10 protein-coding genes are annotated in these 22,598 nt (G+C 58.8%); 6 read left to right on the top strand and 4 right to left on the bottom strand.

Going from position 1 to position 22,598, the window contains the following annotated elements; all coding sequences use genetic code 11:
* Positions 1-240: 240 nt before the first annotated feature.
* From KVG85_RS00105 to KVG85_RS00080, 6 genes are read left to right on the top strand one after another with little or no spacing between them, the layout of a single operon-like run.
* Entirely contained in the window at positions 241-957 is a 717-nt protein-coding gene (locus KVG85_RS00105) for an RDD family protein (protein ID WP_217862641.1), read from the top strand.
* Complete coding sequence (locus tag KVG85_RS00100; RefSeq protein ID WP_217862639.1) at positions 954-1,931, top strand: stage II sporulation protein M; 978 nt, start codon at positions 954-956, stop codon at positions 1,929-1,931. Before KVG85_RS00105 ends, KVG85_RS00100 begins: the two co-directional genes overlap by 4 nt.
* On the top strand, positions 1,918-3,456 hold the full coding sequence (locus KVG85_RS00095; RefSeq protein WP_217862638.1) for a DUF4129 domain-containing protein: 1,539 nt from the start codon (positions 1,918-1,920) through the stop codon (positions 3,454-3,456). Before KVG85_RS00100 ends, KVG85_RS00095 begins: the two co-directional genes overlap by 14 nt.
* Positions 3,453-4,616: a DUF4350 domain-containing protein gene (locus KVG85_RS00090; RefSeq protein ID WP_217862636.1), complete on the top strand. Its 1,164-nt coding sequence runs from the start codon at positions 3,453-3,455 to the stop codon at positions 4,614-4,616. The genes KVG85_RS00095 and KVG85_RS00090 overlap by 4 nt, the downstream gene beginning before the upstream one ends.
* Positions 4,613-5,614 carry an AAA family ATPase gene (locus tag KVG85_RS00085; RefSeq protein WP_217862635.1) on the top strand — a complete coding sequence of 334 codons (1,002 nt, stop codon included), beginning with the start codon at positions 4,613-4,615 and terminating at the stop codon, positions 5,612-5,614. The genes KVG85_RS00090 and KVG85_RS00085 overlap by 4 nt, the downstream gene beginning before the upstream one ends.
* A complete protein-coding gene (locus KVG85_RS00080; protein WP_217862634.1) occupies positions 5,611-6,939 on the top strand; it encodes a DUF58 domain-containing protein in 1,329 nt (442 codons plus the stop codon). The genes KVG85_RS00085 and KVG85_RS00080 overlap by 4 nt, the downstream gene beginning before the upstream one ends.
* Positions 6,940-6,948: 9 nt before the next feature.
* Here the strand turns inward: KVG85_RS00080 and KVG85_RS00075 are convergent, their stop codons facing one another.
* From KVG85_RS00075 to KVG85_RS00060, 4 genes are all read right to left on the bottom strand, one after another.
* On the bottom strand, positions 6,949-11,010 hold the full coding sequence (locus KVG85_RS00075; RefSeq protein ID WP_217862633.1) for an Ig-like domain-containing protein: 4,062 nt from the start codon (positions 11,008-11,010) through the stop codon (positions 6,949-6,951).
* The gene (locus KVG85_RS00070) at positions 11,003-15,097 is read right to left on the bottom strand and encodes a Tc toxin subunit A-related protein (RefSeq protein ID WP_217862631.1); all 4,095 of its coding nucleotides are present in this window, start codon (positions 15,095-15,097) and stop codon (positions 11,003-11,005) included. Before KVG85_RS00070 ends, KVG85_RS00075 begins: the two co-directional genes overlap by 8 nt.
* Before the next feature lie 65 nt (positions 15,098-15,162).
* Positions 15,163-18,819: a Tc toxin subunit A gene (locus KVG85_RS00065; protein WP_217862630.1), complete on the bottom strand. Its 3,657-nt coding sequence runs from the start codon at positions 18,817-18,819 to the stop codon at positions 15,163-15,165.
* 124 nt (positions 18,820-18,943) lie between these two features.
* Entirely contained in the window at positions 18,944-22,156 is a 3,213-nt protein-coding gene (locus KVG85_RS00060) for a hypothetical protein (RefSeq protein WP_217862629.1), read from the bottom strand.
* Positions 22,157-22,598: the final 442 nt, after the last annotated feature.

Genomic DNA, 22,598 nt, shown 5'->3' with positions numbered 1-22,598 from the left:
AAGTCTAGGCGTTTCAGGGCTGCCACGGCCAGCCTGGTCGCCCTCGAACAGCAATTTCTCCAGATTCCTACAGGTGAATCGCATTTTCCCTGTGGGAGCGAGCCTGCTCGCGAAAGCTTTCTATCAGTTGCAAATGCGCTGACTGTCCCACCACATTCGCGAGCAGGCTCGCTCCCACACCCGAGAGGCTGCTAGCATCAGGCGCACTTGCACTCCGAACAGGCGAACATCAGGTAGCCCATGCTCGAGCCCACAGCACCGCGAAGGAAAGCACCGCTGGATACGCGCCATCAGGTCGAAACGCCGGAAGGCATCGACTTGCCATTGCGCCCAGCCGGGCTGATGGTGCGCGCCGTGGCGTTTGCCATCGATCTGGGCATTCGCGGCTTGATCCTCGGTGTGCTGTTTATCGCACTGGCGTTTCTCGGCAAGCTCGGCATGGGACTTGGCTCTTTGCTGCTGTTTGCCATCAGTTGGTGGTACATGGTGCTGTTCGAGGTGCTGCGCCAGGGCCGCTCGCCGGGTAAGCAATGGATGGGTTTGCGCGTGGTACACGATGACGGCACGCCGATCGGCTGGTCGGCCTCGCTATTGCGCAACCTGCTGCGCTTTGTCGATCTACTGCCCTTCGGCTATTTCCTCGGTGCGCTCAGTTGCCTGCAACACCCGACCTTCAAACGCCTCGGCGACATTGCCGCCGGCACGTTGGTGGTTTACAGCGAACGGCCGCTGAGCCGCCCGCAACTGCCTGACGCTGAACCTCGTCGCTGCCCTGTCCCACTCACCCTGAGCGAACAACGCGCGGTACTCGGTTTCGCCGAGCGTCAGGCCGAGCTCTCTCCCGCACGGGTCAACGAGCTGGCGGCATTGCTGGCGCAGCCGTTGCACATCTCTGCGCCCAAGGCCGTGGCTGAAATCAACGGCATCGCGCACGGTTTGTTGGGGCCGACCCCATGAAGCAGAGCCTGTTCGAAAGTCGCCACAAGGCCGAATGGGAGCGTTTCGCCGTGGCGCTTGAACGCCTCGAACACGGCAAGGATACGGCGCAAGTCAGCGATTTTCCCAAGGCCTATCGACGTCTCTGCCAACATCTGGCTCTGGCCCAGGCGCGCGGCTACAGCAGTTTTCTGATCGATTCATTACAGCAGCAAGTGCTGCGCGGCCATCAACAGCTCTATCGGCATCGCAGTCGCCTCGGGGCGCTTATCATCAGCTTTATCCTCGCCGACTTCCCGCGACTGGTGCGCGAACAGTGGCGCTTTGTTGCGGCCGCCAGCCTGTTGTTCTTCGGCAGCCTGATCGCTTTCGGCGTGCTGGTTTATCTGAACCCGGAACTGATCTACAACCTGATTCCGGCCGAACAGGTGCGCGAGATGCAAGGCATGTACGACCCCGTCGCCGGCCACCTCGGACGCTCGGCCGAACGGGCGGCGAGCGAAGACTGGGTGATGTTCGGCTATTACGTCATGCACAACACGGGCATCGCCTTTCAGACGTTCGCCAGCGGTTTGTTGATGGGCGTGGGCAGCGGATTCTTTCTGCTATACAACGGCATGATCATCGGCGCGGTGGCCGGGCATCTCAGCGAGATCGGTTTCGGCCAGACCTTCTGGTCGTTCGTGATCGGTCACGGTGCGTTCGAACTGAGCGCCATAGCCCTCGCCGGAGCGGCGGGCCTGAAGCTGGGCTGGGCACTGATCGCCCCCGGACGCCTGACATGGGGCGAGGCGCTGCGTCTGGCCGCACGCAAAAGCGTGTTGCTGGTGTGTGGGGCCATGCTGTTCATGTTGATCGCAGCCTTTATCGAGGCTTACTGGTCGTCGAAAACCAGTGTCACGCCGCTGACCAAATACGCCGTCGGCACCGCGCTGTGGCTGGCCGTTGCGGTGTATCTGCTGTTTGCCGGAAGGACCCGCCATGCGCCTGAGTGACGCCAGCGTAGTGATCCGCCCGCGCACGACCTGGGAAGCCATGGACCTGGGCGTATTGATGAGCCAGCAGCATCGGCGGTTGTTGATGAGCAGTTGGGCGATCGTCACCCTGCCGCTGTTCGCCCTGCTCAGCCTGTTGCTGTGGGATTCGCCATCGCTGGCGGTGTTCATTTTCTGGTGGCTGAAACCGGCCTACGAACGCCTGCCGTTATTCATCCTCTCCAAAGCGCTGTTCGGCGAAACCCCGACGCTCAAGCAAGCCTTGCGTGAATGGCCGCGCCTGCTCAAGCCGCAACTGCTGGCCAGTCTGACCTGGCGCCGGCTGAGCCTGAGCCGCAGCTTTGTGCTGCCGGTGACGCAACTCGAAGGTCTCGACGGCGAGGCCAGACAACAACGTCTGCAGGTGCTGCTGCAACGCAACGGCGGCGCCGCGCAATGGTTGACGATTATCGGCGTGCATCTGGAAACCGCACTGTGGATCGGCTTGATGCTGCTGTTCTACATGCTCTTGCCGCAGCAGATCGAAACCGACTGGGACTGGCAGTCACTGCTGCTCGCCGTCGATCAGGACTGGCGCTGGCTGGAGCACCTGACCAACGTTTTTTATGCGCTGATCCTGGTGGCCTGGGGACCGGTGTATGTCGCCTGCGGTTTCAGCCTGTACCTGAACCGCCGCACACAACTGGAAGCCTGGGATATCGAGCTGGTTTTCCGCCGTTTGCGCCAGCGCTTGAACAACGGCGTGCTCGGGATGTTGCTGGCGGCGTGTCTGCTGCTGCCGAATCTGCAACCGGTATGGGCCAGCGATGCGCCGGATGCTCCACGGTTGCTCAATCAGCCGCTGACCAGTCAGGCATCGCGCGACAGCATTGAGTCGCTGCTCGAACAACCGCCGTTCAAGAACAAGGAAAGCGTCACCCGCTATCGCTTCGGCGACGACCCGGCAAGCCCGGCCAAGGACGCGCAATCGGGTGAGGCTCCGCAGTGGCTGAAAACCCTTCTCGGTTGGCTCGAAGGTCGACACCTTGATGCCTTGGCGAACGTGATTGAGGTGCTGTTGTGGGGCGCGCTGATTGCCGCGCTGGGCTGGCTGGTCTGGCGTTATCGAGAATTCCTAGGGGCTTTCGTCAGCCGCCGCCCGAACCTGCCAGCGCGCCGCAAACCACCGGCGTCGCCACAAGTCTTCGGCCTCGATCTGAACCGTGAAACCCTCCCGGATGACCTCGCTGCCAGCGCCGAACAATTGTGGCTAAGCGAACCTCGCGCCGCGCTGGGCCTGCTCTATCGCGGCCTGCTCAGCCGTCTGTTGCATGATTTTGACCTGACGCTGAAAGCCGCCGACACCGAGAGCCAGATCCTCAACCGCATTGAGCAATTGCAACGCCCGGACCTGCTCGCCTACAGCCGCAACCTAACGGTTCACTGGCAGAACATGGCCTACGGACACCGACTTCCAGCTGCGCACCTGCAAGCAGAGCTGTGCAGCGGCTGGCGTGAATTGTTCGGCAAAGGATCCGGGCATTGAACCGGCGCATCGGCTGGTCGTTGGCTGCGCTGGCGCTTCTGCTGCTGGGCGGCTTGAGTCTGTTTCTCTACCTCAAGGCCCGGCCCTATCAGGAAACCGTCGATCACGGCCCCTCGCCTGCCGCGCAAGCCAATCCTTATCTGGCGGCAGAAATGTTCCTGCGCGAGCGCGGCCTCGCGGTCAATCACGCCGAGACCCTGGCGGTGCTGCCGCAGATCGATCCGCATAGCCACACTTTGCTTTTGTTTGGCGAGCGCGCGCGGATGACGCCGCGTGAAGTCGATCAGGTGTTGAACTGGACTCGCGCCGGCGGACGTCTGATATTTGTCGCCGAGTCGCTGTGGGATGCGCAAACCGGGCAAAGCAATGATCTGCTGCTCGATAAGGTGCAACTGCACCAATCGCTGAGCAAGGACTTGAAAGATCCTTCAGGGGACGTGGAAAAGGACCGCTTCCCGAAATTGACCAAACTGCACCTGGAGGACGAAGACGCGCCGGCATACGCCGGTTTCGATACCGACTTCCACCTCGACGACCCGAACAATGTCGCGCAAGCCTGGGCCAATAGCGCCAAAGCCACGCACATGATGCAAAGGGTGTACGGCCTCGGCACGATCACCGTGGTCACCGATGCCGAGTTATGGAAAACCGGCGCTATCGGCAAATACGACAACGCCTGGCTGCTCTGGTATCTGAGCGCCGACACCGACGTCACGCTGATTTACAACACCGCGCACGATGGCTTGTGGACCTTGCTCTGGCGCTACTTCCCGCAGGCCATCGTCGCCCTGCTCGCCTTGATCGGCCTGTGGTTGTGGCAGGCCGGCGTGCGTCACGGCCCGGTGCAAATGCCGGCGCCAGCGGGTCGCCGCCAGCTGCTGGAGCATCTGCGTGCCAGTGCCGACTTCCTGCTGCGCCACAACGGCCAGCAAGCGCTGCTGCAAGCCTTGCAACAAGACATCCTGCGCCGCGCCCGCCGCCGCCATCCCGGTTTCGATCAATTGAATGTGGCCGAGCAATGGCTGGCGTTATCGCGCCTGACCCGGCACCCCACCCGCGCCATCAGCCAGGCCCTGAGCCCACGTCCGAAGCAGCGTTTGTCCAGCGCCGAATTCAGCCGTCAGGTCGCTCATCTGCAAACCTTGAGGAACGCGTTATGACTGAACAGATCGAGCCCGGCAGCGCGACGCATGCCGCCCAGCAGCGCCAGCGTGCCAGCCAGTTGGCGCAGGCAGTGCGCAACGAATTGAACAAGGCGCTGATCGGCCAGGATGCAGTGGTCGACGATGTCCTGACCGCGCTGATCGCCGGCGGCCACGTGCTGCTCGAAGGCGTGCCCGGCCTGGGCAAGACCTTGCTGGTGCGGGCACTGGCGCGATGCTTCGGCGGCGAGTTCGCACGCATCCAGTTCACCCCGGATCTGATGCCCAGCGATGTCACCGGCCATGCCGTCTACGACTTGCAGACCGAGCAGTTCAAGCTGCGCAAAGGCCCGCTGTTCACCAACCTGCTGCTGGCCGACGAGATCAACCGCGCCCCGGCAAAAACCCAGGCGGCATTGCTCGAAGCCATGCAGGAGCGTCAGGTGACGCTCGAAGGTCGCGCGCTGCCGATCGCGCAACCGTTCATGGTTTTGGCGACGCAGAACCCGATCGAACAGGAAGGCACCTATCCGCTGCCGGAAGCCGAGCTCGACCGCTTCATGCTCAAGGTGCGCATGGATTATCCCGACGTCGATCAGGAGCTGAACATGGTCCGTCAGGTCTGTCGTTCGAGCCGCGCCGACATGCTCGATGTGCAACCGCTGCGTACCGTGTTGCAAGCCAAAGATGTGCAGGCGTTGCAGCGTATTGCCAGCGATCTGCCGCTGGACGATCAGGTCCTCGATTACGCCGTGCGTCTGGCGCGCAGCACGCGCACCTGGCCGGGCCTCACCCTCGGCGCCGGACCCCGCGCCTCGATTGCATTGGTTCGCTGTGCCCGTGCCCGGGCATTGTTGCGCGGCGGCGAGTTCGTGATTCCGGATGACATCAAAGGCTGCGCGCTGGCGGTGTTACGCCATCGCGTGCGCATCGCACCGGAGCTGGACATCGAAGGCCTGCAGGTCGATCAAGTGCTCGCGCAATTGCTCGATCAAGTGCCGGCGCCGCGCCTGTGAAACCCTCGCGTCTGCTGCTGATCTGGCTGGCGCTGCTGCTGTTAGTCAGCACTGTGCTCGGCGCCTTTCAGGCACTTGGCAGAGAGCTCCCGTCGAGCCTGATTTCGATCAACTGGGGGTTGCTCCTGGCGCTGTTGGCCCTGGCGGTTATCGACGCCGTACGCCTCAGACGCCTGCCCTCGCCGCGCATCAAACGACAGATGCCCGGCAGCCTGGCGCTCGGGCGCTGGGGAGAGGTAAAGCTGGAGGTCGCCCATGAGTTTGCCGAGCCACTGAACATCAATCTCTTCGACCACGTACCCGACGGCCTCGCGTTTGAATATCTGCCAACAGTTGTCGAGCTTCAACCCGGCCATGTCAGTCAGCTCACCTACCGTCTGCGACCTCTCGAACGCGGGCATTTCTGCTTCGAACAGTGCGAAGTCAACCTGCCCAGCCCCTTGGGATTATGGTCCGGCAAACGCCTGCTGAGAGTCCGCGACGAGACCCGTGTCTACCCGGACTTCGCCCGGCTTTACGGCGGTGAGTTGCGCGCCGTCGACAACTGGCTCAGCCAGCTCGGCATACGTCAGCGACAACGTCGCGGTCAGGGTCAGGAGTTCCATCAGTTGCGCGAATTTCGCGAGGGCGACAGCCTGCGCCAGATCGACTGGAAAGCCACCGCCCGTCAGCGCACACCGATTGCCCGCGAGTACGAAGATGAACGCGATCAACAGATCATCTTCCTGCTCGATTGCGGCCGGCAGATGCGCAGCCAGGACGGTGAGCTGTCGCACTTCGATCACGCGCTCAATGCCTGCCTGCTGCTCAGTTATGTGGCGTTGCGCCAAGGGGATGCGGTGGGCATGAGTACCTTTGCCGTTGATGAGCCGCGCCATGTCGCGCCGGTCAAAGGCAGCAGCCAACTGAACGTCCTGCTCAACGCTGTTTATGACCTTCGGAGCACCCAGCTCCCTGCTGATTACCAGGCTGCCGCCAACCAGTTGTTGGCCCGCCAAAAGCGCCGTGCGCTGGTGGTGCTGGTGACCAATCTGCGCGATGAAGATGATCAAGTGCTGGGCGCGGTCAGACGGTTGAGCGCGCAACATCGGGTGCTGGTGGCGAGCCTGCGTGAACAGGCGTTGGATACATTGCGCCAGAGCACGGTACAAACGTTGCCGGAGGCACTCGCCTACTGCGGCACCATCGATTTTCTCAATGACCGCTCGCAACTCCATGAGCGGCTGACTGCCCATGGCGTTGCAGTGATGGATGTTCGGCCCGCCGAGCTGGGGGCCGGACTGGTGACAAGCTACATGAGCTGGAAAAAGACCGCTGCGATCTGACAGATTCGATCAGTTGGTGACTGCAACATACACAGCGCCGCTGTCCGAAGTGCCGTCGCTGTTTTCTACTTTGACGACCAATGAAATCTGATCCGTAAGGCTCAACGGCCGCCAGTGAGCCTGGTATCGCCCGTTGTGATCGGTAAACGACTCAGTGAACGATGCTCCATTAGTGGAAACGAGGATTTTCCGTCTGGGCATGGGCTCTCGCCCCTCCTTGGCCACAATCAGCGCGGTCATGGAGACGTAGGTCTGCAAGGGGACCGGATTAGGCGACGCAACAACGGATTCCACCGCTGCTGGACGCTCAGTAACGGTCAACCAGAGCGTTTTTACCACCCAGCCAGCCAAACCACCCTTTACCGACGCTCGCAACGCAGCCTCGCCTGCTCCTCCCAGGACAATGCGCGCCGTTGCCTTGCCTTCGGCATTCGTCAGGGTTGTCGGCAGCGAGGTGCGGTCGTACTCCCACATCACTTCGACATTGGCCAAGGGTTGCGCGGTACTCGCTGAAACGACCAGGACTTGCGCGGTCATCTGTTGCCCCGGATACCCGCTCGGATCATCGCTGACCAGTTCCTTGATCTCCCGGGGCTCGTGCAGCAAAAACGGTAAGGAAATCGACTCCGAATACAGCGCATCGCCCACCGTGGCGGTCAGTTGCGCCGCTCCCGGTGTTGTCGGCACGAACCGTATCCGCGCTTCACCGTAGAAGTTGGTAGTGGTGGTCACCTCACCCAGGTCCGGACTGCACCAGACAACCTTCATCCCCACCATCGGTCTGCCACTGATGCCCGACACAATGGTGATCCGCTCAGATACAGCTTCGCCCCAAAACAGCGTCTGACTGCTGCGCGAACGATCCGCAATTTTTACAACCTGCGCGCCTTGCCCCAGCGACATTGCAATAACTGGAGAAAGCCTGGCCAACCGCGCCGAGGCAAAGCGCAGGCCGAAACGCCCGTCCTTGAGGTCGCCCGCGTTGAACCGATAGGTCATTCCAGCGCTCGAGAAAGGCCTGGGGTCACCCAAACGTGGCTCCTCGAAGCGCATGCCCAATTCCGCCGGCCCGGTGCCGGTCATGCCCAGTGTCAGGTCCTGGTCAAGCAACGCGCTGCCCTCCGGGGCTCTCACGCACAGTTGGTGCTGCCCCTTGCGCCGAGGGAATTCAGCGCTATCGCCCAGTGGCTGATACGGTCGGGAGTCGAAACTGTATATGAATCCGTCCCAGGGATCCCCTTCCAGCGCTAGAACCTGCATGGAGCGGCGCTCTTCAAAACGGTCATAAGGGCTGATAACCGCCGCTGTCACCACATGCTCACCGGCGGTGGCTGGCGCAAAGGGAAAACCACTCCAGCCGTCGGCCCCCGTCCTGCGCTCTTCGCTGCTGCCGTCGCCTGTCCATTGAACGGGTACTTGATCCAGAGCGAGGTCGGGACGATAAGGGGAGCGTACCTTGAGCCACATCCACGCAGGATCCTGCCCAATGACCGGATCCACCGCAGATGCTTGGGCGTCTTCGATAGTGATTTTATTGTGGCCCAAGGTCATTGTATTGGCGTCACTCAAGCCAAGGTAATCACTAATGAACCGAAGTTTGAAAACCCCGGGCTTCGTACTGTTTGAACAGTCCAGCGTCCAGGTAAACCCGCTGTCATCCAGAATATTGTCGGTCTGGGATGGTGGACACAGCTCAATTCCGAGCTCTGCCGCCGGGCTTCCATCCCACTGCAAATCCATGAGGAGACCGACTAACGGACTCAGCGCATTGGTGCGCAAGATATAGCGATGTATAGCGCCAATACACGGAAAGAGCGGCTGCCCCCTGAGATCGGTCATCTGATCCAGGACCACGGTCATTTCTTCATGGAGGTCAGGTGATAACAGTCGGCAAGAAAAATCCTTGTTCGTGAGAGTGTCGGTGCGCAAACTCACCTCGAAAATACTGCTGGTACTTTCGATACGATCAGAGCTGAACGTCCAGGTCAGATCTTCCCCTTCGGGCAAAGTTCTGGGTACATCAAGATCGCTCACCGCAAGCCCGATCTCTGGCTTTGCGTTGCGCCAACCGAGCGTAATTTCCTTGCCAATCAGCGGACTGTTCTCAACTGCACGGATCGTCAGGACGTGCGTCTTGCCTCGCTTGCAAGCGATTCCGTCATTGAAAAGTGGAAAGCCATCAAACGTGATGCTGACCTTGTCCTTCCAATCGTCTTGTGCAAACGCCGTGACCGAAAACCTGTGTCCATCTTCCGGCCCGCCTTCGTAGGCACTCACACTGGCGGTAATCGTCTCGTTGCTCAAAGCCTCCGACGGCTGGTAATACAGGCTGGCCCAGCCACCACTGCCAGTACGAGACTCGACAATACCCTCGGGGGTTTGCCAGTGGACGAACGCATCAATTACTGGCTCACCGGCACCTTTGTCAGTGACATGCACCACCTGCACTCGCATCAAGGTCTTTTCGGAGTTCTCGACAACCGGCGAAATATTGGGGCCGCGCGTATCAGCGATCCTGACCTTGTTGCGCGCCAGCGACATGGGTTTACGCGGCGATGGCAGTAACAACTTCGAGCAGACCAATGACAGTTCGAAGCGACCGTCCAGCCAGTCCTCGCAGGCCAGCGTCCAGAGAGTATCGTCGCCATTGAAAGCGACCGGTTGCTGGAGTGGCGGGTTGACCGCGACCTTCAACTCTTCATGCCCGACGCCGCTCCAGTGCAGCGATAGATCAGTCGTCAGCCAAGGGCTGTCGGCGGGCAAGCGCACAATGATGGGATAATCAGTGCCTCGATTGGGATAACCGGTCGCGCTCCACGGAGTTACCTGCCCTTCGACAACGCAACGCAAGTCCACCCAGGGATCGGTCGCCAGCACCGTGACTGAAAACTCAAGAGTCACCTCGCCACTTGGGTAATAAGGACTGTCGACCGAAGCTGTGAGAATGAAATCGCCTGCTTGCTCAGGAACGAAATCGAAGTACACCAAGCCTTGTTCATCAGTGATGCTGGTGCCCAGCACACCTTGCCCGGCAGTCGTCCACCTGACTTCCCGGCCATCAATCGCCTGGCCGGTGTAGTACGACAGAACCTGCACACCCAAGCGGACGCTTTGCGCATACTCCAGGACAGGGTAATAAGCCGCGCACTGTACTTCGCGAAGCGCTAATCGATGATGCCCCAACGACACGTCAATCGTGTAAGGCTCGGCGTTGTACTGGTTCACCAGACTTATCGTGAAGTCATGAACCTTTTCCTCCCCCATATCCGGGCAATCGAGCGACCACTGCGACTGTAGCGGTTGATAGGCGCCCCAGTCGGGGGTCGCCTTGACTGACTCCATCGGGTTGCCGTGGATGATCAATGCGATATCTGTCTCCAGCCAGGCGCTGCCGTCTGCAGGGATAAAAGACAGGCCGTGTGGAATGTACAGAGAGTCGTCCGGGTCAACGCCAAGGGAAGCGCCCAGGCAGAGATATAAAGTCTGGCCGGGTGAAACATCTCCGTGATCCAGCAGCACGCTCTGCAGTTGCAGCGGTTCGAGCTTCAGTTGCAGATCGATTCGAGTGATGCGGATTGCCGAACGATTGTCGCCCGTGTTGTCAGGGACACCGCTGACCTCGAAGCTCAATACGTCATCTCCGACGAACTCCAATTGATCCAGCGACCGTTGATACGCACGCGGCTTGAACTCCAGCGGCTGTCCCGCCAGCCGCCGGGCGTTTTCGAGCTCCGGATGCCGGCCTTCTTCCGCCGTGAGTTCGATGCTCATCAACACTTCACCGCGCTTGCGGATGCGCAACCAGCCCGATTCCCCCGACCATGAAACGCCGGGCCGCAGTTCACATAGAAACGTCAGTTCGTAGCCGGCACGGGCACCGGGGGTTTTGGGAGCTTTGACTTCCTGTGTAGCCGAAGCCCCGACACCGACTTCCATGAAATTGACTAACTCGCCCTCATAGAACTCCTTCGCCAGGCCAACCCTACCCCTGGTACGCCACTCTTTGAGCCGCTCGTTGAAGTCACCATTGAGCAGCAGACTTTTATTTTTTTGCACGACGGGCTCATTCATGGTCGCTGGCTCCGTTACGTTGGCGCGCCAGGTAGGTGTTTTCAGCCTCGGTCACCAGGTCTGTGACCTTTTGGACGTACGTCGGCTCGCCGGCCTTGATGGAGTACCGCACGCGAAGAATGATATTGGTCAAGGATTTGAGCATTGCCGCTTGTGGCTGATTAAGCGGGCGAGGAAAACTCAGCCGCCAATGGGAAACGGCACCCGTGTATTCAAACGGGTTGAGCAATCCTTCGTCGGGTTTCTGGTGGGTCTGGCCATTATCGGCAAGCCCGACCGACAAAACGATCTGCTGACCGCTGCGCAGGTTGAACAGCAGATCGCCAGGTGCGATTGCGGTGGGCTTATGCAAATACTGCACAGACTGTGTGGTCGGTCGGGTCGCGGTCACGCTACTGATCTGCAGCAACGTTGCCCGCACATCCTCGTAGGGACCGGCCAGCACAGGCAGATCGACCTCCACGGAACTGATCTGCCGGCAGAAATGGCCAGGATGATCACGGTCGAACAACAACTGGGTCAGTCTGAACTCCAACACACCTGTTGCCATCAATTGCGCGTGTGCATCTGCCCAGCTGGTTATGCCCTCTTGAGGCTCGATTCTGTCGTCGAACAACTGCCGCAAGGAAATGGTTTTGATCAGTTCCGGCCGCCGCTCGTAGCTTTGCAAGCGCCTGCGCTCCTGGTCCAGCAGGTACATATGCAGTTGTTCACCCGAGCCCAGACCATAACGGTGATCGAGCCAGGCCTGAGGCAAGGGGATGGGTGCATCATAATCGCCGGTTTCGGCAGCCAGTGAAGCCTGAGCACTAAGGCACAGGCTGACGACCGCGTCGTACGCCTGATAGTGCAGCGCCTTGAGCTGGCCAAGCATCCAGCCGAACAGCTCGGCATTGCTCGCGCGTTTTTTGAGGAAGTTGTACATGGTCAATGCTTGGCTGTTGGCCCTGAGCGTCTGTTCAAGGCTGGATCTCGCCGCGCTGACCGCATGGCTTTGCGCTTCAATCTGCGCATCGATTGCGCCCACCTCCGCCAGCGCCTGATCACGTTGCAGCGCCCACTCACTGCGGCGACGACGATAACCTTCGGTGGTGGCCTGTCGGTCGGCGTCGATTTGCAGCAGTGACGAAGAAACCTCCAGACCGAAAGCCACCGCATCGAAAGCGTGTTCGGGTTTGAAGCCACCGTTGGAAGTACCATAGATTTTTGGCAACGCCGCGATGACACCCCCTGCCACTCTGACGACTTTGGCCTGCAGCGCTGATGTTTTCGACTGCTGCAGACTGGCCATGACCTGATACTCGATCGGCGAAACGTTTTCGCTGTAACGCATTGCATAGGCATCGGCCCGGTCCTGCGCCATTGCCCGACTCTGCTTCAGCGCTGTGACATTCGCCTCCAATTGGGCGATGGATTGTTCCTGCACCGTTTCGGCATAGCGACCCAGCTCCAGCAAATGGTTCTGCTGTGATTCTTCCTGCTCGGCACGGTCGCGTTGTTCGAGCAGACGCAACACCAGACTGCCAAAATCCCGCAGGCTCTGTACCCCACGCAATGCGACTTCGAACGTGACCCGCCAGCGATACGCATTGACCACCAGCCGCCCGCCCATCGGTCTTGGCCCGGCTGCGCTACCAGCGGCCAGATCGCGGAGCAATTGCCTGGGATCCGTCATCGGGCTGAACAGCAACACGTCCAGCGGCTTGCCATCGATCGTGAGATTGTTGCGCAGGTTATCAAGGCGTTGCTGCGGCTTTGCAAACAGGTCGAGCAGCGATTGGTTGATCGGAATTTCAAAAGGTCCGCAGGCCAACAAACCCAGGATCGGCGGGGTATCGGAAGCGATCGGGTAATCCGCCAGGTTGAAATCCAGCGTTTTTTCAAGCGCTTCAAGCAGGGGTCGCGATTCGCACTTGTCCAAGAGGTTTTCAACGGTGTCGGTCTGCCAACTGGTCGCCGTGTCGGCGGTGGGCGCCTCGCCCATCAGAAATCCGGCCTGGACATAGCAAAGCTTGGCGGCCACCAGACTGTCCCGGGTCAATTGTCGGTAATACCAATCGCCCCACGCCATCAGGTTTTCTACGTAGTTGGTGAACATCAGGATCTGAAAATGTGCGGGTGCGGCATAACCAATGGCATCCGGATCAAGGGGATTCTGGATTTCCCACCCTGGATTGCCCGGCGCTATTGCGATATCCAGAGGCCGGCAACGCCAATAGGCCGGTTTCGGGTTCGTGATCGGAACTGGCGGACTGGCCGGACGATCTGCGGTGGCCTGTGGATCGAACACGTAATGCAGCCAGTTCTGCGCTTCCTGGAAGCGTTCTTCGTCGCGCAACCGGGTGGCGATCAAATGCGGCAGGTGAAAAAACAGCTCCCAGAAGTTCAGACCATTGGCACCTTCGAAGGCACCATTGGGTGGTTCAACGAACTTTGCGCCGGTCGGCGACGGTTCGCAAATGAACTGGTTGGACCAGTCCAGCACGGCGTCCACGGAAATATTCGAGCATCGCACCAGTTCCGAGCCAAACAATGAATTGAGCCGAACGAATTTCAACTCCAGTCCAGCTTGATTGAATGAAAGAAACTGTGCCCCGTCGGTACTGTTCTTGTGCAGAGTCGGCGGGACGAAGTCCATGAGATCGACAATCGTCAGGTCGAACTCTTTCTGTCCTGTCTGCGAACTGGGAGAGGCGAATATAAACGTGACTGGTGTGGGCCAGGTGCCTTCCGTCCGCGAGGAAGTCCACGACTTGGTTACCCAGCCCCCGCCTGCATCCTGTTGTTCGTCGATCGGCGGCGGATCACCAGCAGTCTGTCCCTTCATTTGCAGCACCATTTTCAACGGAACGCTGCCCAGGCCCGTGGGGCTGCAAAAACCCTGCACCGTCAGCACATCTTTGTCATCCGCGCGCGTTGCCATAACGTGCAGGTCGAGATAGGGCGTCAGGGAACCAGTGTTCGGTATGCGAGTGGCAACAGTCACCTGACTGTTCAGTGGGTGCTGAACCGTATCGTTGCTGACGAATCGCTCCTTTAGCGCCAGGTCCAGCCACGCGCCACCGTCCAGCAGGGGGCGCATCAGAACGTCGTAGACACCATGCACTCGCAGATCGCCGGATGGCGAAGTCAGGCCCGTCAATAAAATCCCCAACTTGCCCTTCGGATTCAGATAATCGACCTGCACCGTCGCAATCAGTCTGGAGCTCGCCAAAACCTCGTTGCTGCGTTCTGAACTGTGCACACACAACGGCGCAGACCACTGCCCGTTCTGTTTCATGAATGCCAGATTGATCACCAGTTTGCTCGGGCTGAGCGACGCCGCTGCGCTACCGACGACCGCGTCGCGCCATTCGGCCCAGACTACACACAACCGTCCATTCCAGAACACCGGGCGAATATCCAGCACTTGATCGGCGGTCGGGATTTCCACGGCTTGCCATTCACTCCAGACCGCCGGATTGACCGCTACGCTGGTTGCGCCCAGTTCGATCTCGGCCTTGCGCCAGAAATACTGAAACGGCTGCACCCGCTGCCGCCCCAGAAAGTAGTAATCGGCTTTGGCCGGTGTAACGCCGTCCATGAAGCAACTGTTCACGTCGAGATCGCAGATTTGTTCGAATGCCTGCAAATAATCCTGCAACGCAGCCTGCACGGTATCTTTGTCCAGACGGGCCTGGTTCAGGTTGTTTTCCAGATTCTTGAACAGACCGGTTTTGCGCAGTCGCACCGATGGAACGACGAAGTTTTCCGCATAGCATGAAACCTGGTGGATCACGGTCCAGTCGGGATAATTGCTGAAAATCTCCCATTCGCGCAGATGACGCTTGTCGAACTCGTGATCCTGGAACCCTGGTTCCAGCTTTCGATACACCGCATGGATGTACTGCTGCACACAACTTATCGCTTCAGCAACTCTGGAACTCTTGACCTGATAAGTATCCAGAGGATCCATGCGCAGCAATTCAAACAAGTCTTCAGGTGTTTTCAGAAAAGAGTATTTTTCATTGGCCACTTGACCGATGCAGTACTCAAGAAGTGCCGAGCGACGTTTTTCCAGCAGCCCGCCAATATTACTCAGTGCCATGATCTTGCTCCTTGGAATATGGCCCGGGGAAAAACGTTCGCCAGGCGGTACGCAACGCCCTGCCGCTACTCCCTGGCAAAGGTAATGGCATTGGGGAATACACTTTCGCTTTCCCCAGACTGAGAGCGAACACTGAACTCGAATGTGCCGCCCGTCTTGCTTGAGACGAAAACCCGGGTTAGTCCCTGCTGATCAGTGAAGCCCTGCGCCGGCCGAATAGTCACGGTATCCAGTTTCGCGAGCTGTTCGGTTTTCCAGAACCACTCCACGAGCGAGTTTTGTCCGCGGTTTCCGTAGGCGTCCTCCAGCACCGCATAGAGTTCTACCTCATGGCCGTGTTTCACTGTTTCCAAAGGCGTAGGTGAAAGTTCCGCAATCGGAAAAGACAACGTCTCGAAATCGGCTGTGACCTCGATGGGAGGGGCGTATTGCGGCTCGAACAAGTCCAGCCAAAGCATTGGCGTGTCGCGGCCCGTGACCTTGCCGGGGATATACTCGACCGAAAGTGTGCCGTCCGTCCCGGTCGCCTTGTTTTCAATGGTGCCCAATGTGGCGCGCCAATAAACATTGACGCCACTCAGCGACTTTCCATTGGCGGCTTTGAGGGTCACTTTATAAGTGACTTTTTCGTCTGGCTTGTTAGCCACGACGGTGCTGTCATCCACCACTTCGCACGTGATTGTGACCAGCCCTCTGACGTCGCCTGGAACATGCACGATCGGGGCACGAGTATCGGACTCGCCAAGCAGGGCATGTTCGGCGGCATCGGCATAGGATTTTTTGTCGACGGTTTCGGGCAGATTACCAATGAGAAAAATTGTTAGCGCATCCATGCCGGTCTCGGTGGACAGCACCAGCACGCGCATCAACAAATCGAGCTGGGGAAGGTTTTTCAACACCTTCAGGTCGGGATCGATGCGGCTCACACATTCGCGCACTTCCTGAACGCTCCAGCCAAAAAAATCGGCCAGTTTGATGGCAGCCGCCTGCTGTGCCAGCCATCTCGCATCTCCGGTGACATCCGGCAATGCGTTGACCTGGCGCAGGTAGTCCAACAGCTTCTGGGGCGGTTGGCCGCTCGAGGCTGAGGCAAGGGCAAAAGCGCGAGTGAGCGTGGTCAGGTAATAAAGCGTGCGCACCGTCAACGCATGCTTGTCGTCCTGATCCAGCCAGTCCTTGTAGCCGCCATCCAGATAATCCTGCAACAGCGCCGCGCTTAACCCCAGGGTCGACACCACCTCACTGCGGCGGCGAACTTCAGCCAGAAGATCGAATGATGCGTCGGCAGCTCGGGGGCGAGTTCGGCCAGCCCCTTCGCTCCCCGCATCCGCTTGCTCCAGCGCATGCAGCAGTAACCGGTGTACCGTGACGTTTGCCCAGTTCAGGACCGGCAATGCCTGATCCACGCCAACGCCGGCGTATGCCGCCAGCGTCTCCTTGACCAGCGAAGTCTGCGCATCGCGCATCTGTAAAAACGCGCTGACCATGCTGTCGATGATGTTCTGGCGCAATGCTGGCTCGACCTCGCCCAAGGCACTGTCGATCGCCCAGGCGATTTTTTTATGAACGAAGGCCAGGTACATCTCAGCGCTTCCCTGCGGGGGAGGCAGGATCAAACCATGCCCGTCGGTTATCGGCCCCAGATTGTCGGCGGATGTTGCGAGAAATTCGATCCAGTCTGCGGCCCCGGCTGCCGGAACGCCTGCCATGAGAAAAGTGCTATTGGACAACTGTGCAGTCGGCAGCAAATTGCGAATCTGCTCGAAAAACTGCTCATCCTGTTCGGATGGATCCTGAGCCGGTGGCGCAGCAACCGCATGCTGCAACACCCACAACACCGGCAGATTGTTTTGCGCGCACCACTGCACGCAACTTTGCATAGCCTCGATCAGTTCCAGAGCATCCGGTGAACCGTCCGGTACATCGTGAATGACAGGGGTACCGGCCAAGCCACTGACCCAGTCATCGCCATCCGGGGCCAGGATCGATAGCATCAGCACGCCCTCAACCGGAGTGATGTTCAACAACCGGGCCAGCCTCACCAAACGGTAGAAACTTGAGATGATCGCTGCGTTGCGCTTCAATTTGTCGGTCAAGCCATGAGCCTTGGCCACTGCGTTCGCCAGCACGTAATAAGTCTGCGGATCAATCGCCAGGCCACTGCAGAGCTGGCTGATCGTCAGATCCACCTCGCCCGGTATCGGCGCCACCGCAAACTCATCGTTGTCGAGCTTGAAAGGCTCGCGATAACCGGTTTGAAAATTGAACACCTGATCGAATTGCGAGAGCGCTTCACCGCGGCCATAAACCGACAACTCACCCACAAACACAGCAAAGTCCGCGGCGGTGCATTCGTAGCGCTCGCGCAACGTCTGGAACAACCCAAGCGCATGAACCGCGCCACTGGAGATGTTCATCTCGTTGCTGAGACCTTTCGTTGAATTGCCGAGCCCGGTTGCACGGATGATGGACGTCAACAATCCATCCAACTGGCCGAACGACAATCCTGTCCAGTTGGCCAGGCGCACCATCTGATTCATCCGGATATAGCGGTTGAACCCGATGGATTCGGCGGGGTTTGCCGTCATTCGAAGGCGAGGCTTGGTTGCAGGATCGATACGCACCGCCGGCGCAGTACCGTCATTTATGTAAACCGAACCCGAGCGCTCGCTTTCAGGCTGCTCGGGTGTTTCATCCGGGTAGGTCACATTGGCCGAGCGCACGGGAGCAAAGTCGCCAACCGACAGAAGCGCCTCGATCTGTCGGCTGTCGAGCTTGGTGCGTCGACCGAAAAACTCCACCTGTTTGAGATTCATATACAGCTCGGTGTTGCTGGTACCAAAGTTGTGCGCAAAAAAAACATAGCGATCTTCAAAATCCGCACGCGGCTCGGTCAGCAACAGGCGCTGATAAGGGCCAAGCCGCGAAGCATGGGCGAAACCCTGTGCAGTATTGGCACCTCGAGCATTGGCTTGCAGAAAATAGGGATAAGCCGGGTCGACCCGGTGCTCGAAGTCGCCCACCGACAAGTCATGAAACTGCGCGATTCCATCAATCGTGACCCAATGCTGGTAATAAGGCAGACCATTGGGGTAGCGGGCTTCGATCAGTGCGTCTTCGATCGATTCGATATCCGTGTTCGCCGCGATGAATTTCTCCAGCACCTCGACAATGATGTCCACCGACGAGATCGATTGATAAACCGCATTAAAGTCGACGTTCAGTGCCAGCAAATCCGTGCGCCGGTTATGCAGCGAATATTCTTCTTCCTTGTTGATGCCCTCCAGACGGTCACGAACCCAGCGCAACAAATCGATCAGATAGGCTACTGGCGACCAGATAGACTCCAGCGCATCTGGCGGGCACAGTGCAGCAAAACTGGTACCGATCAGAGCGTGATAATTGGGACCGTCCACGATCGATGACAAACCGCTGGAACTGCGCTTTGGCGCGTCCCTGGTCCCCCTCAGCGTCCTCTCGATAAACTGACGCCGCTGAGACGTGGCTATGCTGTTGGCGCCGCGCCAATATTGTTGCGCTTGCTCAACGCTGAGCTGATGCTCTTGGACCATGCATTGAACCCCCTTTTCAACCAGTGGATAAACTGATCCACCGTTTTTCAGGTATGTCTCGAGGTTCTGCAGTCCGACGTTCTGTGCTCGTTGTTCCTCGCTGAACAACTCATCGAACAGTTGCAGGGCGGGACGGCGCGAATCAACCATGATCAGATTCCTTTAGGCGACAACTGGCCCGCGCAACCTGACGTCCTTCGTCAGGCTGCACATTCAGTGAGTACTGATTGAGCGCTTCGAACGCGGTCAAGTCCACTGTCATTTCTGACAGTTTTTACAACCGTTCGTCGGAAGCCGGGGATCCGGAGTTGGCGTGGGGCAAGGGCACGACTTCGACTTCAAAACGCGCACTGTCGGCCCAATCAGACATCGTTGCGTCAACCGCCGCGTCAGTCAGCGTCTGGCGGAATCGGTACCAGTTCCCCCCCAGAGGCAGTGCCCGCGCCGCTTCTGCGCGCCATTGCTCACCGTCCACGGGCAGCTGCGGCACCCATTGCACATCCGGGTTGTACCAACTCACGACGGTGCCCACACCCGGACGGCCCTTGCCGCTGAACTGCACTGGATGACTGACCCAACGCCCGGCTGCGGGTCCGTCGAGCACAGGTCGGAAAGTACTCAAAATGACCGAGCGCAGGGTTTCAAATGATTCGAACCCGTCCATAGATGCGACTGCCTCCAGCCGGTAAAGGCCCCCGTCGGGCAGACTTGCATCGAGCATCACTGACCAGGTGCGATCTTCCTGCACGATGGCGCTTGCCGGTTCTGAGCGCGTGGCACCGACCAGCGTCACCGTGACCGTATCGCCCGGCACGCCAAAACCGCACACCATCACCTGCTGCCCGATGGCATCGCCCTCGATCGGGGTTTCAATGAAGGGTGCCGCTGGCACAACGTCAAAGTGCAGCGGCTCGCTGTCTTTCGACTCCCGCTGTGTGCCGCTTTCATCCATGAAACTTTGCCGGGCCCAGATCGTTTTGCTGCCCACCGGCAACGTCACTTCGGCTTGCCAATTGCCCGCCCAATCCACAACGACATCACTGACCAGAGGTTCCTCAACCCCTTGCAGACAGACTTCGACCACCCCGCCCCTCATGCCCGTACCCTTGAGCAACGCGGTTCGTGGCAACTTGCCGTTTGGTATCGGCTGGAGAAATTCTGGCGGCAGCAGCACCACCGTCAATTCATGCTCGTCACTGTGTAGCGACGGTCGACCGTCCAGTGTCTGCTGGGCGTCAAGGATGTAGGGCCTGAATTGCTCAAGGCTCAGGTCAATCGACCAGTCGCCATCCTCGCTCAATATTTTCGGATCGCCCAAGGGACTATCAAACTGCTTGTCGCGCAGTTGCAAAGTGGCGCCCACCATACCCATCGTGCCCTCGACCGTTACAGCACGACCGACTTGCGAGCCGTCCGGCGGCTGGGTAATCACTGGCGTGACCATCGGTCTCCTGACAATGAAGGTCGTGGACGCCGGCTGCGAAGTTTGCTGCGCGGCGAATTGGGTCACCGTGACGGTATGTGTGATATCTAGGTCAAACGTTCGTTTGCGCCTGTAATGCCACATGCCAGCACTGACGATGCCCGTGTGCACAATGCCGGTTTCGTCGCTATACCGAATGTCCACGGTTGCACCCGGCCAGCACGTGCCGCTGAACCTGGGCGAACATCCGTCCTCCTCAGGCTCGTTCAGGCCAGGGGCCTGCGGCGGGATGGTGACTTTGAGGACATACCTGTTTGGTGACTGATGACCGTCGAGATATTGCTTGATGTGGACTTCACGTTCGAACGAGGGTCCCCAGACCGTTGAAGCCTTGGTAGACCACCGCCCGCCAGCTACCTCCACCGCTGGCGCTTCGAGATCTACGCTATTGGGCTTGCGTGGCTGTACCAAGGCGCCGTTGAAACCTTTGCCGCTGAAGGTCGGTTGGTAGTCGTTGGTGAATTGCACATCACTGACATCGGGGAGGATATTTTTTACTTCGAAGGTCAGCGGGAGCGAGTCGATCCAGCCGCTCGCGTTGTCTCTGATCTTCTGGACGGCAGTGATTTCATAGGTGCCAAATTTCCAGCCCGTTACGGTGGTGCTCCAGGTGCCGTCGCGCTGTACTTGTGCATTTGGAGGCGCGACCGGCGTTGGGTCGGTCGGACTTTTGAGGATAGTGAACTCGATTTCGGTTCTGAGCTTCTCGTCGAAATGTCCGGTGCCGGAGAACGTGATCGTTTCATTGGCTTGCGTGTATGTGACCATCGGCACGCCCGTGCGTACCCGTATGCCGAAGGGTTCACTTGTTATTGAGGTAACTCCATAAACTGTGTGCGTGCCGAAAATCGAATGGGGGCCAGGTGAAAGGGTGCCTTCTCGCCGCCATGCTCCAGTCACGGGATCAGGCCAGCCCACCGTTACGGCGTTGCTTCCCATTTGCTCTGAATACACGTCGACCCTGTTCTGATAGAAACCAGTGGCGCCGGTCCCCTCGAACATCGTTTTGGCCTCCACAATTGGCGGCGAAGCGGGGTTGGCCTTTGGCGCTGTAAATACTGGAGGCCCGATAACATAAAACTCTTGAGGATCCCCCCAGTCGGAGTCGCTGGCGTCCAGACTCTGTTGGGCGATAAGGGTGTAGCGAGCCCCTCGCGCAAAAGTATGAAAACTGGTTGCGAGCCAATCGCCGTCGGAAACCGCATCGCATGAGGCGACATGCACTAATGGATCTGATATGTAAACCCTGACTTTGGCGCCCTTTAACGCCCCGCGCCCCTTGATTACGGGTTGAACACTCTCGACGGGCAGACTGATATCCGGGGATGTAATCTTGATTTTGCCTAGAACAGAGAATCTCTTCGTCTCGGTGTATCGACCCAGCGTTCCCTCGAAGTCTTCACGGATTTGTAAATCGTGCACCCCTTGGAGAAGGCCGGTCGATAATGTGACAGTCCACTGCCCATGGTATTGAGTAGTGTGCGTCGTACTCATTACGGCTTTGTCGGCAGGCCGCACAAGCTTTATCACGCTGCCTGGATGGGCAGTACCTGACACCGTACCCCCGACCGTAGCAACTGCAGTGGTGCGGAACGCGGCAGGCCTCCTCACTATAAGATGTTGGGAGGTCCAGTTCGACCAGTCGCCCTTGTAATCCCACTGACCATCAAATCGAGCGGAGTCACTTTCCTTCAGTCCGCTGATACGAACCGTATGCCATCTGTAATCCCTGTACTGACTATCGATGACCCGCATGTAATCACCCGCTGCGGTGTGGAAATCGAGGTGCACGTTGTGATCCAGGCCATCTCTTTGCGGAATATTGAACGTTATGTCCATGGTTGTACCGACGAGCAAAACCTGACCGGCGTAATAAAACTGCAGCCCGTCAATCAATACTCCTGGCTTACCGTTATCGCCGTCTTGTAATGGGACAGTCGGTTCTTCGTTGTTGAATGCGCCCTGTTCAGGACTATCAGCACCTTGTTTCGAATTCTCGGACATGATGAGCTTCCCTTGCTTGCCACCGGCAGTTGTCAAGGGCATTGAACATGGGGAGCTAAGCACCCGACACCTGTCAACTCTGACAGTCCCGACCAGCGGTAACTATTCCCACGCCGCAACATGCAGACGTCCTTCAGCCGTTAACACGCGGCTACATCAGGTTGCGCCGTTGCCTACACATCACTCAGAATCCGCCGGCTTGTGCGCTTTGAAGCTGCCCCGTAACGTGATCCGTGCCGCTGCCAATCAGTGGTCGGGTTTAGTCGCCCGGGGGTTTGTCATCAAGGTGTATAAGCGTCATCCAGTCGGGTAATCCCTATCCCCGCACTCGATGGTGGCTGTACGCAGGGCGCTTCGGCGCGCCGGTTTTTGGTGATACCCCCGGTCGACTAACCTGCGTCCAGCCGCCACCCTTTCGTTTAGTCGCGAGGGGTGAAGGCCC

Origin of the sequence: Pseudomonas triticicola (genome assembly GCF_019145375.1) — a bacterium.
GTDB lineage: Bacteria > Pseudomonadota > Gammaproteobacteria > Pseudomonadales > Pseudomonadaceae > Aquipseudomonas > Aquipseudomonas triticicola.
Note: the sequence above shows the minus strand (reverse complement) of the source record. Positions and strands in the feature narration are given on the sequence as shown.

Excerpts from the sequence above, each read along its gene's own strand:
- KVG85_RS00105 (WP_217862641.1), top strand. The coding sequence starts at position 241 with ATGCTCGAGCCCACAGCACCGCGAAGGAAAGCACCGCTGGATACGCGC.
- KVG85_RS00100 (WP_217862639.1), top strand. The coding sequence starts at position 954 with ATGAAGCAGAGCCTGTTCGAAAGTCGCCACAAGGCCGAATGGGAGCGT.
- KVG85_RS00095 (WP_217862638.1), top strand. The coding sequence starts at position 1,918 with ATGCGCCTGAGTGACGCCAGCGTAGTGATCCGCCCGCGCACGACCTGG.
- KVG85_RS00085 (WP_217862635.1), top strand. The coding sequence starts at position 4,613 with ATGACTGAACAGATCGAGCCCGGCAGCGCGACGCATGCCGCCCAGCAG.
- KVG85_RS00075 (WP_217862633.1), bottom strand. The coding sequence starts at position 11,010 with ATGAATGAGCCCGTCGTGCAAAAAAATAAAAGTCTGCTGCTCAATGGT.
- KVG85_RS00070 (WP_217862631.1), bottom strand. The coding sequence starts at position 15,097 with ATGGCACTGAGTAATATTGGCGGGCTGCTGGAAAAACGTCGCTCGGCA.
- KVG85_RS00065 (WP_217862630.1), bottom strand. The coding sequence starts at position 18,819 with ATGGTTGATTCGCGCCGTCCCGCCCTGCAACTGTTCGATGAGTTGTTC.
- KVG85_RS00060 (WP_217862629.1), bottom strand. The coding sequence starts at position 22,156 with ATGTCCGAGAATTCGAAACAAGGTGCTGATAGTCCTGAACAGGGCGCA.